This is a genomic window from Roseiflexus castenholzii DSM 13941 (assembly GCF_000017805.1).
GTDB lineage: Bacteria > Chloroflexota > Chloroflexia > Chloroflexales > Roseiflexaceae > Roseiflexus > Roseiflexus castenholzii.
On record NC_009767.1, the window covers coordinates 5,172,135 to 5,185,000 of the forward strand.

10 protein-coding genes and 1 rRNA gene are annotated in these 12,866 nt (G+C 59.4%); all 11 read left to right on the top strand.

Annotated features, from left to right (window positions below; genetic code table 11):
• The first annotated feature begins 26 nt into the window (after nucleotides 1-26).
• A complete protein-coding gene (locus tag RCAS_RS20585) occupies nucleotides 27-1,370 on the top strand; it encodes an ANL family adenylate-forming protein (RefSeq protein WP_012122423.1) in 1,344 nt (447 codons plus the stop codon).
• A 1-nt stretch (nucleotide 1,371) separates the two neighbouring features.
• Entirely contained in the window at nucleotides 1,372-2,877 is a 1,506-nt protein-coding gene (locus tag RCAS_RS20590; protein WP_012122424.1) for a polysaccharide deacetylase family protein, read from the top strand.
• Between the two features lie 44 nt (nucleotides 2,878-2,921).
• Nucleotides 2,922-3,896, top strand: coding sequence for an acyltransferase (locus RCAS_RS20595; RefSeq protein WP_041331202.1), 975 nt, complete (start codon nucleotides 2,922-2,924; stop codon nucleotides 3,894-3,896).
• Nucleotides 3,897-4,047: 151 nt separating this feature from the next.
• On the top strand, nucleotides 4,048-4,806 hold the full coding sequence (locus tag RCAS_RS20600; protein ID WP_012122426.1) for a glycosyltransferase family 2 protein: 759 nt from the start codon (nucleotides 4,048-4,050) through the stop codon (nucleotides 4,804-4,806).
• The gene (gene wecB / locus RCAS_RS20605) at nucleotides 4,803-5,888 is read left to right on the top strand and encodes a non-hydrolyzing UDP-N-acetylglucosamine 2-epimerase (protein ID WP_012122427.1); all 1,086 of its coding nucleotides are present in this window, start codon (nucleotides 4,803-4,805) and stop codon (nucleotides 5,886-5,888) included. The genes RCAS_RS20600 and wecB overlap by 4 nt, the downstream gene beginning before the upstream one ends.
• A 240-nt stretch (nucleotides 5,889-6,128) precedes the next feature.
• Nucleotides 6,129-6,506 carry an EamA family transporter gene (locus RCAS_RS20610; protein ID WP_012122428.1) on the top strand — a complete coding sequence of 126 codons (378 nt, stop codon included), beginning with the start codon at nucleotides 6,129-6,131 and terminating at the stop codon, nucleotides 6,504-6,506.
• Nucleotides 6,507-6,687: 181 nt separating this feature from the next.
• Nucleotides 6,688-8,040 carry an NAD(P)/FAD-dependent oxidoreductase gene (locus tag RCAS_RS20615; RefSeq protein ID WP_012122429.1) on the top strand — a complete coding sequence of 451 codons (1,353 nt, stop codon included), beginning with the start codon at nucleotides 6,688-6,690 and terminating at the stop codon, nucleotides 8,038-8,040.
• A 45-nt stretch (nucleotides 8,041-8,085) separates the two neighbouring features.
• Entirely contained in the window at nucleotides 8,086-9,552 is a 1,467-nt protein-coding gene (locus RCAS_RS20620) for a sugar transferase (protein ID WP_012122430.1), read from the top strand.
• A gap of 15 nt (nucleotides 9,553-9,567) precedes the next feature.
• Nucleotides 9,568-10,653, top strand: a complete 1,086-nt coding sequence (locus RCAS_RS20625) for a Gfo/Idh/MocA family protein (protein ID WP_012122431.1) — start codon at nucleotides 9,568-9,570, stop codon at nucleotides 10,651-10,653.
• 39 nt (nucleotides 10,654-10,692) lie between these two features.
• Nucleotides 10,693-10,983: a hypothetical protein gene (locus RCAS_RS20630; RefSeq protein ID WP_012122432.1), complete on the top strand. Its 291-nt coding sequence runs from the start codon at nucleotides 10,693-10,695 to the stop codon at nucleotides 10,981-10,983.
• Nucleotides 10,984-11,370: 387 nt separating this feature from the next.
• A 16S ribosomal RNA gene (locus RCAS_RS20635) occupies nucleotides 11,371-12,846 on the top strand.
• Nucleotides 12,847-12,866: the final 20 nt, after the last annotated feature.

The window sequence follows — 12,866 nt, forward strand, 5'->3', positions numbered from 1 at the left end:
GCCGTTTTTCATACGAGGAGACGAACATGGCAATCGAATGGCTGATAGATCGTATGGCACAATTGCGCAATGATACGGCCATCGTCTGGCAGGGGGCGTCGGTTTCCTACGGCGACCTGATCGACCGTGTGGCGCGCTGGCGCGTGATACTCGACGAGGCCGGCATTGCCGAAGGGCAGGTGGTCAGCATCGAAGGGGACTATTCACCCGGCGCGATTTCGCTCCTGCTGGCGCTGATTGCGCGCAATGCCATCATTGTGCCGCTCACGGCGTCGGTTGCAGCGCACCGTGACGAGTTCCTGTCCATCGCCGAAGTGCAGGCGGTCATCAGTTTCGATGCTGGCGATGGATGGCGCATTGAACGCCGCGACATCCCGGTGACGCATGCGTTGACCTGCACACTCATCACGCGCGGGCATCCCGGTCTGGTGCTCTTCTCATCCGGTTCAACCGGCAAGAGCAAAGCGGCGTTGCACGACTTCGTGCCGCTGCTGGAGAAGTTCAAAGTGCCGCGCCATCGCCAAGTGACGCTGACCTTTCTGCTGCTCGACCACATTGGCGGGATTAACACGTTGTTCTACACACTCTCCAATGGTGGAACCGCCGTGTCGGTGCGCAGCCGCGATCCTGATGAGGTTTGCGCTGCGATTGAACGCTATGCGGTCGAATTGCTGCCCACGTCGCCAACCTTCCTGAACCTGATTCTGATGTCAGAGGCATATCGGCGCTACGATCTATCGTCGCTGAAACTGATTACCTATGGCACCGAAGTGATGCCCGAAACGACGCTTCAGCGTGTCCGTGAAGCGTTTCCCGGCGTGCGCCTCCAGCAAACCTACGGTCTCTCCGAACTTGGCATTCTCCGCTCGAAGTCGCGCGACGACGGTTCGTTGTGGGTCAAAGTCGGCGGCGAAGGGTTCGAGACGAAGGTGGTGGATGGCGTGCTCTATGTCCGCGCGAAATCGGCGATGCTCGGGTATCTCAATGCGCCAAGCCCCTTCGACGAGGAAGGGTGGATGAACACACAGGACATGGTAGAAGTCGATGGTGAGTACATACGGATTCTGGGGCGGCGTACCGAAATCATCAATGTCGGCGGGCAGAAAGTCTACCCGGCGGAGGTCGAAAGTGTGCTCATGCAATTGCCCAACGTGCGCGATGCAACGGTCTACGGCGAGAAAAATCCGATCACGGGGCAGATTGTTGCAGCTCGCTTGAACCTGATCGAACCGGAAGACCTCGACTCGCTCAAGAAACGGGTGCGCGCCTGGTGCCGCGAGCATCTGGCGCCGTTCAAAACGCCGGTCAAAATTACGATTGCCGACGGCGAACAGTTCAGCGCACGCTTCAAGAAGATGCGGCGCGCCTGATATGATACTCTGTCTGAATATGCAACCAGTGCGCCTTGCCCTTGATCCGTCGCTCGATGAGCGCTATGCGCCAGAAATTGCGTGGACCTGGCGGTATCTGTTGACCGGTGCAGGCTATGCCTGGCACGTCTGCGGGCTTGATGAACCGTGTGATATCGCCTATGTCGCCGACCCGCAGCGCACCCCGCATGCCCGGCTTGTCATTCAGGCCACGCCGCGCCTCTGGGAGCGGCGATCCGCGCCACGTCTCGCGGGAGTCGCCACAGTCGACGGCTTTACCCATCCGCTGTACGAGGGTGAGCGTGTCGATGAGGCGATGATCATCGGCGAACAGGGACGCCTGATCTGTACCCGCGACATCGTTTTTGATCTCTTCTGGCTGCTCACCGGGCAGGAAGAAACGCACTTTCCGAAGAATCGTCACGGGTATGTCGATCTGACAGGTACGCCCTATCTGCATAACAATATTGTGCAACAAGGGCTGGCATCGGGGATCGGTGCGCGCTTTGCGCAACTGCTCGGCGACATCGGCGCACCGCCAGGCGAACCGCGCTGGCCCCACGGGAAATGCGCCGCTGCCGCTATCAGCCACGATGTCGATTACCCGGAAGTTGTGCGCTGGTTGGAACCATTGCGGGTGCTGTTGCGTCAGGGTGTGCGTGGTCTGCCGGCGGCTGTTGATGTGATGACCGGGAAGCGACATCACTGGCAGTTCAACGCCTGGCTGGCGCTGGAACGCGACCTTGGCGCGCCGTCTGCCTTCTACTTTGTTGCGCGCCGTGGGTCACTGCGCGAATATGCACTGGGTACGCCTGACTCCTTCTACGATATTCGCGCGCCGCAGTTTCGCGCTCTGTTTCGCTCCCTGATCGGGGCAGGATGCGAGATCGGCTTGCACAGCAGTTACTGCGCCTATGCCAGCATCGAGCAGTTTGCGCGTGAAAAACGCCTCCTCGAAGAGTGCGCCGGCGTGCCAGTCGTTGGGAACCGGCATCATTACTGGCACATGGATCCCATGAACCCTGAAGCGACTCTCATGATCCACGAGCAACTCGGTTTCCTCTACGACGCTTCATTGACCCATGATCGCTACCTCGGTTGGCGGCGCGGATCGTGCTGGCCCTTCTTTCCATTCATCCAGCAGGAACGCCGCGAACTGCGCACGCTCCAATTACCGACGGGGTGGATGGATAGTCAACTCTTCTTGCAACACGGCGCCAATCCTGGCGAGCCAAACGAGGTGTTGCGCAACCTTGCCGACCGGACCGCCGCTCAGGGCGGATTGCTGCTCGTTAATGTCCACGACTACGTATTTGACGATGCGCTGTTCCCCGGTTGGGTTGCAACCTTGCGACGATTGTGGGAATATCTGAGCGCGCGCGGCGACTTCTGGATGGCAGCGCCGGCCGAGATTGCTGCGCACTGGCATGCGCGCTACCGGCGTCTTCTGACATCGAGCGTCGGTCTGGGCGTCGAGCGTGGCGTTGCGGCTGGCGCTCCATTATAATGATCGCGCAGTCTTCCTCAGCGCATGGAAGCATTCTTATCCCTATGCACACGCTGTTTGTCGTGTTAATCCTGCTAGCGCCGCCGCCGCTTAAGCCCTGGTTGATGCGGACGCTGCTCGGCGCGCGTGTCGGACGGAATGTGCGCGTCGGTTGGTTCGCTGGCATATCGGCGCGCCACATTGCCATTGGTGACGAAAGTGATATTCGGGCGTTGACCTTCATCAGTTGCCACGGCGATGTGATCATCGGTCGCTACTCGATTATCAGCAGTTTCGTCCTGGTGTATGGCGCCGCAGACCTGATCATTGGCGACCATGCGTATATTGGTCCGCAAACGTTCATCAATTGTGATGAATGTGTTCGCATTGGCAACTATTCCGCACTCGGCGCGCGCTGCATGGTCTACACGCACGGGTCATTCTTCCCGTACACCGAGGGCTACTGGGTGAAGTTCGGACCGGTCACGATCGGCGACTATGTCTGGTGCGCGGCCGGTGTCTTCATTCATCCAGGAGTGACAATCGGCGACCATGTGTTTATCAATTCGCGTTCGGTCATTACCCGCGATGTTGCCTCCGGCGATGTGGTCGAGGGCTTTCCGGCGCAAACGGTCACGACCATGAACCGCCTGAAACGCAGCATGTCGCCGCGCCGCCGTGATGCGGCTGCGCGTCGGATTCTCGATCACTTCGTCGATCTCGGCGTGCGGCGTGAACTGCGCCTCGCCGTCGAGCAGCGCGATGGGCAGGTCGCCTTTCGGTATCGTGGGAGGAAGTACCGACTGCTGTGCATCCCTTCAGACGGCGCCCCGCCATCGTTCGATAACGGACCCGCATGTCACATCGTTGCACTGGTGACTCGTCCTGATTGGACGCCGCCAACCGGCGCGCCGATCTATCCGCTCGACCTGATTGCCTACCGCACTCCGCGCAGCAACGATCCCGTCCATCATGCGTTGCGCACCTTCCTGATGCGCTACTACGGCGTGCAGGTCGAATACAGCGATGCCGCGAAGTAACGGGATTGTCACGGATCGTCCAGCTTCGCATTCATCACCCCGTCATTATCGCCATCCATAATCCATGTGCAATGTGGTGAATGAGCGTCGCTCCTGGATGCCGCTCATTGCCTGCCGCATTCTCTCGTCTGTCTTGGAGAAAGGCGCTGGCATGCATCTCTCACTGGTCATTCCCTGCTTCAATGAATCGGATAGCATCGAACAGATGCGGGAGCAACTCAATGCCATCCGCGCTGAACTGGCGCGCCGTGGTCCATTCGAACTGGTGCTGGTCGATGATGGCAGCACCGACGATACGTATGAGCGATTGAAATCCGCATTCGCTGACTGGGAACAGGTGCAGATTGTTCGCCATGAGCGCAATCGCGGTCTCGGTGCAGCCCTGCGCACCGGTTTCGCCCATGCGCGCGGTGAGGTCATTGTGGTGACCGACAGTGACGGGACCTACCCCTTTACGACCATTCCCGACATGCTCGACATGCTCACGCCGGACGTCGATATTGTCACCTCGTCGGCGTACCATCCGCAGGGTGGTGTGGAAGGCGTGCCCGCTTACCGGCTATTGTTCAGCCAGGGTGCGTCGCTGATCTACCGGACGCTGGTGAACCGTCACATTCACACCTACACCGCCATGTATCGCGCGTATCGCCGTCGGGTTGTCGAGGCTGTGCCGCCGACGCTCGAAGGATATGTGGTGATGGCGGAAATCCTGGTGAATGCGCTGCTGGCGGGGTATCGAGTCGCCGAATATCCGGCGGTGCTGCATGTGCGCAAGTTCGGGCAGTCGAAAGCAAAAATCTGGCGCATCACCAAATCGCATCTGCGCTTTCAGGCGCATATTCTGTGGCGGCGTCTGATGGGATTGTTTCGTGCCACATCAGTCACACCCGGCAAAGCAGGTCGGTTATGAAAACAGTGGTGACAGTTCTGGGCACCCGCCCGGAGATTATCAAACTATCGCCGCTCATTCCACTGCTCCGTGAGCGGTTTCGCCACATCCTCGTGCATTCCGGGCAGCACTATTCTTTCGAGATGGACGCGGTCTTTTTCGAGGAATTGGGGCTGCCGGCGCCTGATTACACGCTTGGCGTCGGCTCAGCGTTGCACGGCGAACAGACAGCGCGCATGCTGTCGCGGCTGGAGCCGATCCTGCTTGAAACAAAGCCCGACATGGTTCTGGTTCAGGGTGACACGAATACGGCGATGGCAGGCGGATTGTGCGCGGCCAAACTCAATATTCCGGTCGCACATCTCGAGTCTGGTGGGCGGTCCTTCAATCGCCAGATGCCCGAAGAACTCAACCGCATTATTCTCGACCATATTGCGACGCTGTTGCTGGCTGCCGATGAAACCGCCGAGCGCAATCTGCTGGCGGAAGGGTTGCCGCCTGAGCGGATCCGTATGGTTGGGTCGAGTGTGATCGATGCTGTCGCGCGGAACCGGCAGCATGCCCGCCGCTCGACCATCGTGCAGCGTCTGGAGGTGACCCCCGGCGACTACCTGGTGCTGACCCTGCACCGCAGCGAGAATACCACTCCTGCCGTGCTGCCCGGCATGATCCGCGCCCTCGGTGAGTTGGCGGAAGAGCACACAATCGTGTTTCTGCTGCATCCGCGCACTGCGGCGGCGATGCGATCCTATGGCATTGTCATGCCGCGCAATATTCGCGTCAGTGAGCCGCTTGGCTATCTCGACACGCTCTGCCTCGTCGAGCAGGCGCGCGCGCTTCTCACCGATTCTGGCGGCTTGCAAGAGGAGGCGGGCGCACTGGGAACGCCAACGCTCATCCTGCGCAACGAAACCGAGTGGCGTTACCTGGTGGACGCCGGGATGCACGTGCTGGTCGGTAACACGTATGAGTCTATTCTTAGTGGCGCTCGTCGATGGTTGCAACCCGCAGCGCTTGCCCGGTTGCGGTCCGCGCCGGCGCCGATCCGCACCGGCGCCAGTGAACGCGCCGTCGCAGCGATGGTTGACGTGTTATACCAATGACGCTTGAAGATGCCGCATGCGTGTCATTCCGAGCCCTTCGCTTCGCTCAGGGTAAACGCAGCGCGGAATCTGCGCGGGTCGCGCACGACCCCTCGCGCTGCTCGGGGTGACTATGCCGGATGGTCACAGGTAATTGGTATGAGAGAGCGCCGTCTGAAGCGCTCGAGAAAGATATGTGGTATGCAAGCGACAAACGTACAGGCTGACCGGCGCGAGTGTAGCGCCACGAAAGGATCCTCCATGACCCCGATGATGCTGACGCTGATACTGATTCTGATACCGACTATTACCGGTGTTGCCGGTCAACTGCTATTGAAGGTCGGCATGGCGCAACTGGGCGCACTCGAGATCAGCATTGCCGCACTGCCGTCGCTGATGATGCGGATCGTTACGTCGCCGTACATTCTTATCGGTCTGACTATCTACTTCGGTGGTGTGTTTTTCTGGCTGCTGGCGCTCAACCGCGCCGATCTGAGCTACGTGTATCCATTTGCCAGTCTCAGTTATGTGCTCATCACGCTGGCATCGTGGTTGTTGCTGCACGAAGCGGTTCCTCCCCTGCGTTGGATCGGGCTGGCGGTCATCTGCATCGGCGTTATCCTGGTTGCGCGGAGTTAGGTGCTTGTCTCAGGTGATGGTCATCTACGCCCCAGGCAGCGCCGCTCTCCCGACACGCACCCACCCCCCCACGCTGACAAATCGTTTATACGCAGCGTGAAGGGGTTCATTTCGATTTCAAAGCCTGCTGGTACAGTACAGTCACAACAGGGGCGACCCCATAGACACAGGAGCATCAACCATGCCCGTAATCGATATCGTTGGCGGCGGTATTCTCGGTCTTGCGCTCGGCTACGACCTGATCAAGCGCGGCATTGGCGTGCGAATCTGGGAGCGGAGCCGCGAATTGGGCGGGTTGATGGGCCGTACTCGTTTCGACGACCTCGATGGTCTGGAAGTTGATCGCTACTACCATGCCATTCTGAGCAGCGACCGCACGCTGATGCGTCTGTTCGATGAGTTGGGTCTGCGCAGCGAGGTGCGCATGACCGTCACATCGATGGGGTTCTATCACGACGGCAAACTCTATTCGATGTCCACCCCGCTCGATTTTCTGCGTTTCCCGCCGCTCTCGCCGATTGATCGGTTCCGTCTGGGAGTGACCATTTTACAGGCGCGTCGGGTGAAAGACTGGCGCGCCCTGGAGCAGACGCCGGTGGTCGAATGGCTCACGAAACTTGGCGGGCGCGGAACGGTGGAGCACATCTGGAAGCCGTTGCTGCGCGCCAAGTTCGATGGCGGGTTCGACAACGTGCCGGCGACATACATCTGGTCGCGTCTGGTGCGCACAACCGACACCCGTGAGAAAGGGGGCGCCGTCGAGAAGATGTGCTTTCTGCCGGGTGGTTACGCAATGCTTATCAATGCTCTGGCAAAGGCGATCACCGAGCGCGGCGGGCAGATCACAACCGGGGTCGCCATCCAGCAGGTGCATGTGAGTGAAGGGCGGGTGTGCGGCTTGCGCCTGAGCAATGGCGAAATCGACAGCGATGGCGCCGTGCTGACATTGCAAACGCCGATTGCGCGCCGGTTGCTTCCTCCCGAAGCGGCGGATGTCAATGCGCGCTGGAGCCGCCTGGAAGAGTATCTCGGCATTGTTTGTATGCTTCTGGTGCTGCGCCGTTCGCTCTCGCCCTACTACACGCTGAACATTACCGATGAGCGCATTCCGTTCACCGGTGTGATCGAAACGACCAACCTGATCGACCGGCAGTTTACCAACGGGTATCACCTGGTCTATCTGCCGAAATATGTGGCGCCCGACAATCTCTTTGCCCAAATGAACGATGAGGCGCTGCAACGCTCATTCCTGGTCTATCTGCGGCAGATGTTCCCCGACGTGCGTCCCGACGACATCGCGGCAGTGCGGATTGGTCGGGAACGCTATGTCGAACCGCTTCATCCTATCGGGCGCACCGATGATATTCCGCCGTTCACCACAGATATTGCCGGACTGTACCTGGTGAACAGCAGTCAGATCTACCCGCAACTGACGAATGGCGAAGCAGCGGTTGCGCACGCGGCGCGGGCGGCAGGGATTATCGAGCAGACACTCCGTTCCCTGTCCGAATCGCAGCAAACGGTTGCCGTCTGACATGATCAGAAGCAGTCTGTTTGAACACATACAGGAGCGATGCTGATGGCGATCTCAAAAGGAATTGCAGCGCACGCAAAGCCAGGACATATCGTTCGACGCGCCGATCGCTGGCTGTTGAACGGTGTGCTGGTTATCAATGATACCCTGGCGGTGCTTATCAGTTTTGCAATCGCCTATGCGGTGCGTTTCTGGAGCGACCTGCCGATTTTCGAGGAAGGGTGGGTCAATCCTGATTTCTATGCGATGGTTGTGCTGGCGATGACGCCGGTGTATCTGGGATTGTTTGCGGCGTATGGTCTGTACAATCCGGTGAATCTGCTGGGTGGTGCGACTGAATATGCCCGGATGTTCAATGCTGTCACCACTGGGGTCTTACTTGTCATCATCGTCAGTTTCCTGGTTCCCAACTTTATTGTTGCGCGTGGATTTCTTATTCTGTCGTGGGGTTTGCTGGTCATCTTCGGCATTACCGGTCGTTTTGCGGTGCGCCGATTTGTTTACGCTCAGCGTCAGGCAGGGCGGTTTGTCAACCACACGCTGATCATCGGCGCGAATCCCGAAGGATTGGCGATTGTCGAACAATTACGGTCGGCAAAAACCTGTGGGATGCGCATCGTTGGCTTCGTCGATGACTACCTGCCGGTGGGCAGTGAACCAATCCCGGGTGTTCCGGTGTTGAGTGCGTCTACTGCGTTTGCGGAACAGATCCGGCAGCACGACATCGATACCGTGATTGTCGCCAATACGGCAATGATGCGAGAGCAACTGCTCTCGCTCTACAGCACCCTCGATACCTTTCAGGACGTTGAAGTGCGCCTGGCGTCGGGTCTGTTCGAACTCCTGACGACCGGAGTGCGCGTTCGTGAAGAAGGTTTCGTTCCCCTGCTGGTGCTCAACAAGACGCGAATCACCGGCGTGCATCTGATTGCCAAGACCATACTCGATTACACTCTGGCTGCCACAGCAGTGATCTTCCTCATTCCTTTCTTCCTTGTTGTCGCTTATCTGATCAAGCGCGACTCGCCCGGTCCGGTCATCTACCGGCGGCGGGTTGTCGGTCAGGGGCGTCGTGAGTTCGATGCCCTCAAACTGCGCACCATGCACATTGATGGCGATCGGTTGCTGACGCCGGAGCAGAAACGCGAACTCGAAGAACACGGTAAGTTGAAGGACGATCCGCGTGTCACGAGAATTGGCGCATTTCTGCGTAAGTATAGCCTCGATGAGTTGCCGCAGTTGTTCAATGTGCTGCGCGGTGAAATGAGCCTGATTGGTCCGCGTATGATCACCCGCCAGGAACTTGAAAAATTCGGCAAATGGCAGCACAACCTCTCGACAGTGAAACCCGGTCTGACCGGCTTGTGGCAGGTGAGCGGGCGGAGCGATCTGTCATATGAGGATCGCGTGCGTCTGGATATGCACTATATCCGCAACCATACGATCTGGCTTGATCTCCAGATCCTGTTTCAGACCATACCGGCAATATTGACCGGTCGTGGCGCCTACTGAGCAAGGAGCGACACCATGGCGAAAATTCTTCGTGCAGCGCTGATCGGCGCGGGCATTATGGGTCTCAACCATGCGCGCGTGTATTCCGAAATGGATGATGTCGAACTGGTTGCCATCGCCGATGTTGATCCGAAGACGGTTGCGCGACTGATGCAGCGGTTCCGTGTGCGCGGCTACACCGATTATCGTGAATTGCTCGAACGGGAACAACTTGATCTGGTCTCGGTGGTGGTGCCGACAGAGCAGCACTATGCAGTCGTTTGCGATACGTTGCGCGCCGGGGTCGCCACGCTGGTCGAAAAACCGATTGCCGCCACGGTCGCGCAAGGGGCAGAACTGATCGCGCTGGCGCACGAAACCGGTGTGTTGCTTACGGTTGGTCATATCGAACGGTTCAACCCGGCGATCATCGTCCTAAAGGGACAACTCGATCACGGCGCTTTGGGGCGCGTCTATCAAATTACATCGCGCCGTATCGGTCCGTTCCCTAGCCGCATCAAAGATGTCGGCGTTGTCGTCGATCTGGCGACGCACGATCTCGACATCATGCACTATCTGACCGACTCGATCGTCGTCAAGCTGCATGCCGAGATTGGACGGCGCCTGCACACCGCGCACGAAGACCTGCTGGCGGCAGTGTTGCGCTTTGAGAATGACGTGATCGGTATGCTCGATATCAACTGGCTCTCGCCCAACAAAGTGCGTGAACTGTCGGTCATCGGCGAACGCGGGATGTTCGTCGCCAATTACATTACGCAGGACCTGACGCTCTACGAAAACGATCTGGCGCCCTACGGAACGGAATGGCCGCAGGCGGCGCTGATGGGTGTGACCGAAGGGCGTATGATCCGCTTCAAAGTCAACAAAAAGGAGCCGCTGCGCGCCGAACTCGAAGCCTTCGCCGCTGCGGCGCGCTGCGGCGGTCCTGCGCCGGTGCGTCCGGAAGATGCGCTGCTGGCGCTCATGGTCGCGCAGAAACTGGTCGAGTCCGGCGCGTATGGCGAGACCCTGTGCGCAGTCGATGATCACGGCGAAGTCTGGGAACCGCTCCAACCGCGTCGTCGCCATCTCGCTGAACTCGAAGTCGGTGCGATCGCATAAATCAGCGTTGAGTTTGATGGCGACCCCTGAAGCGGCGCCATGCGCCGCTTCGATGTTGGACGCACGGTGAGATCTGAGCGCGCAAACGCAAGCGGCGACTCGCTCTCCCGCAGTGCGGCGACGGTCACTCGAAGACGCCTGGCAAATGCTGCTTCCCCGGTTGAGCGCAACCTGACCATCTCGCAACTCCGTCTGCTCCAATTTGTTCAAGACTCCTCCGGCACTATGCTCCGCGGCATGCTGCCGAAGTTCGCGCTGCTACCAGTTCGCAAGCAACAGGCTGATAGCAAATCGAATCCCATCGATCTGTCAGTCTGGTCCGATGGATGATCGTTGAATCGGCTCTTGACAGGTAGTGTGAAACGTGCTATAACATGGGTCCCTGCAATAAAGGCAAGGTTGCAGGGTCCGCTCTAGCAACATTGCTGGCAGGAGCGGTCGAAAAAACAGGCGATAAAGCGCTTGACAGGCACGCTGGAGCGTGGTATAGTATCGCCTGTTGTAAGCAACCCGTCTCTGGAGAGACGCGCCCGTGAGCGAATAGCGACAACCAGGAGTGCGACAGGGGAAGCGCAACCACTGTCGCCAGGTCGGTCCAGCCGCAAGGTGCGACCGCCTGGTTTTTTGTCGCCCGCTCGGCACCTTCACAACTGAATCGTGACGTGGAGCATTCGTCGGGCTCCCGGCGGCGCATCGCGCAGCGATGCGTCGCCCATCACCATGAAGAGTTTGATCCTGGCTCAGGACGAACGCTGGCGGCGTGCCTAATGCATGCAAGTCGAACGCACGCGCTTCGGCGCGTGAGTGGCGCACGGCTGAGTAACACGTGGGAACCCGCCCTCCGGTGGGGGATAACGAGACGAAAGTCGCGCTAATCCCGCATACGTCCGCAAGGGGAAAGCGCTTCGGCGCGCCGGAGGAGGGGCCTGCGGCCCATCAGGTGGTTGGTGGGGTAACGGCCTACCAAGCCGATGACGGGTAGCTGGTCTGGGAGGATGACCAGCCAGACTGGGACTGAGACACGGCCCAGACTCCTACGGGAGGCAGCAGCAAGGAATTTTCGGCAATGGGCGCAAGCCTGACCGAGCAACGCCGCGTGCGGGATGACGGCCTTCGGGTTGTAAACCGCTTTTCGGGGGGACGACTACGACGGTACCCCCGGAAGAAGCCCCGGCTAACTCTGTGCCAGCAGCCGCGGTAAGACAGAGGGGGCGAGCGTTGTCCGGAGTTACTGGGCGTAAAGCGCGCGCAGGCGGTGGTCTCAGTGTCGTGTGAAAGCCCCCGGCTCAACCGGGGGAGGTCATGGCAAACTAGACGACTAGAGCGGCGGAGAGGCCCCTCGAATTGCCGGTGTAGCGGTGAAATGCGTAGAGATCGGCAGGAAGACCAAGGGGGAAGCCAGGGGGCTGGCCGCTGGCTGACGCTGAGGCGCGACAGCGTGGGGAGCAAACCGGATTAGATACCCGGGTAGTCCACGCCGTAAACGATGACCACTCGGCGTGTGGCGACTATTGACGTCGCGGCGCGCCTAAGCTTACGCGTGAAGTGGTCCGCCTGGGAACTACGAGCGCAAGCTTAAAACTCAAAGGAATTGACGGGGGCCCGCACAAGCAGCGGAGCGTGTGGTTTAATTCGAGGCAACCCGAAGAACCTTACCCAGGCTGGACATGACGGTGCAGGCGGCGGAAACGTCGCGGCCTTCGAGGGACCGTCACAGGTGCTGCATGGCTGTCGTCAGCTCGTGTCGTGAGATGTTGGGTTAAGTCCCGCAACGAGCGCAACCCCTGCGGTTAGTTACTGGTGTCTAACCGGACTGCCCTTCGGGGAGGAAGGCGGGGATGACGTCAAGTCCGCATGGCCCTGACGCCTGGGGCGACACACACGCTACAATGGCGCCGACAATGCGTGGCGACCGCGCAAGCGGAGGCAAATCGCCAAACGGCGTCTCAGTGCAGATCGGGGGCTGCAACTCGCCCCCGTGAAGGCGGAGTTGCTAGTAACCGCGTATCAGCCATGGCGCGGTGAATACGTACCCGGGCCTTGTACACACCGCCCGTCACGTCATGGGAGTTGTCAATGCCTGAAGTCCGTGCGCTAACCGTCAGGAGGCAGCGGCCGAGGGCAGGGGCAGCGACTGGGACGAAGTCGTAACAAGGTAGCCGTACCGGAAGGTGCGGCTGGATCACCTCCTTTCTAGGGAAAACGCGGCGTAA

Excerpts from the sequence above, each read along its gene's own strand:
- RCAS_RS20585 (WP_012122423.1), top strand. The coding sequence starts at position 27 with ATGGCAATCGAATGGCTGATAGATCGTATGGCACAATTGCGCAATGAT.
- RCAS_RS20590 (WP_012122424.1), top strand. The coding sequence starts at position 1,372 with ATGATACTCTGTCTGAATATGCAACCAGTGCGCCTTGCCCTTGATCCG.
- RCAS_RS20595 (WP_041331202.1), top strand. The coding sequence starts at position 2,922 with ATGCACACGCTGTTTGTCGTGTTAATCCTGCTAGCGCCGCCGCCGCTT.
- RCAS_RS20600 (WP_012122426.1), top strand. The coding sequence starts at position 4,048 with ATGCATCTCTCACTGGTCATTCCCTGCTTCAATGAATCGGATAGCATC.
- wecB (WP_012122427.1), top strand. The coding sequence starts at position 4,803 with ATGAAAACAGTGGTGACAGTTCTGGGCACCCGCCCGGAGATTATCAAA.
- RCAS_RS20610 (WP_012122428.1), top strand. The coding sequence starts at position 6,129 with ATGACCCCGATGATGCTGACGCTGATACTGATTCTGATACCGACTATT.
- RCAS_RS20615 (WP_012122429.1), top strand. The coding sequence starts at position 6,688 with ATGCCCGTAATCGATATCGTTGGCGGCGGTATTCTCGGTCTTGCGCTC.
- RCAS_RS20620 (WP_012122430.1), top strand. The coding sequence starts at position 8,086 with ATGGCGATCTCAAAAGGAATTGCAGCGCACGCAAAGCCAGGACATATC.
- RCAS_RS20625 (WP_012122431.1), top strand. The coding sequence starts at position 9,568 with ATGGCGAAAATTCTTCGTGCAGCGCTGATCGGCGCGGGCATTATGGGT.
- RCAS_RS20630 (WP_012122432.1), top strand. The coding sequence starts at position 10,693 with ATGCGCCGCTTCGATGTTGGACGCACGGTGAGATCTGAGCGCGCAAAC.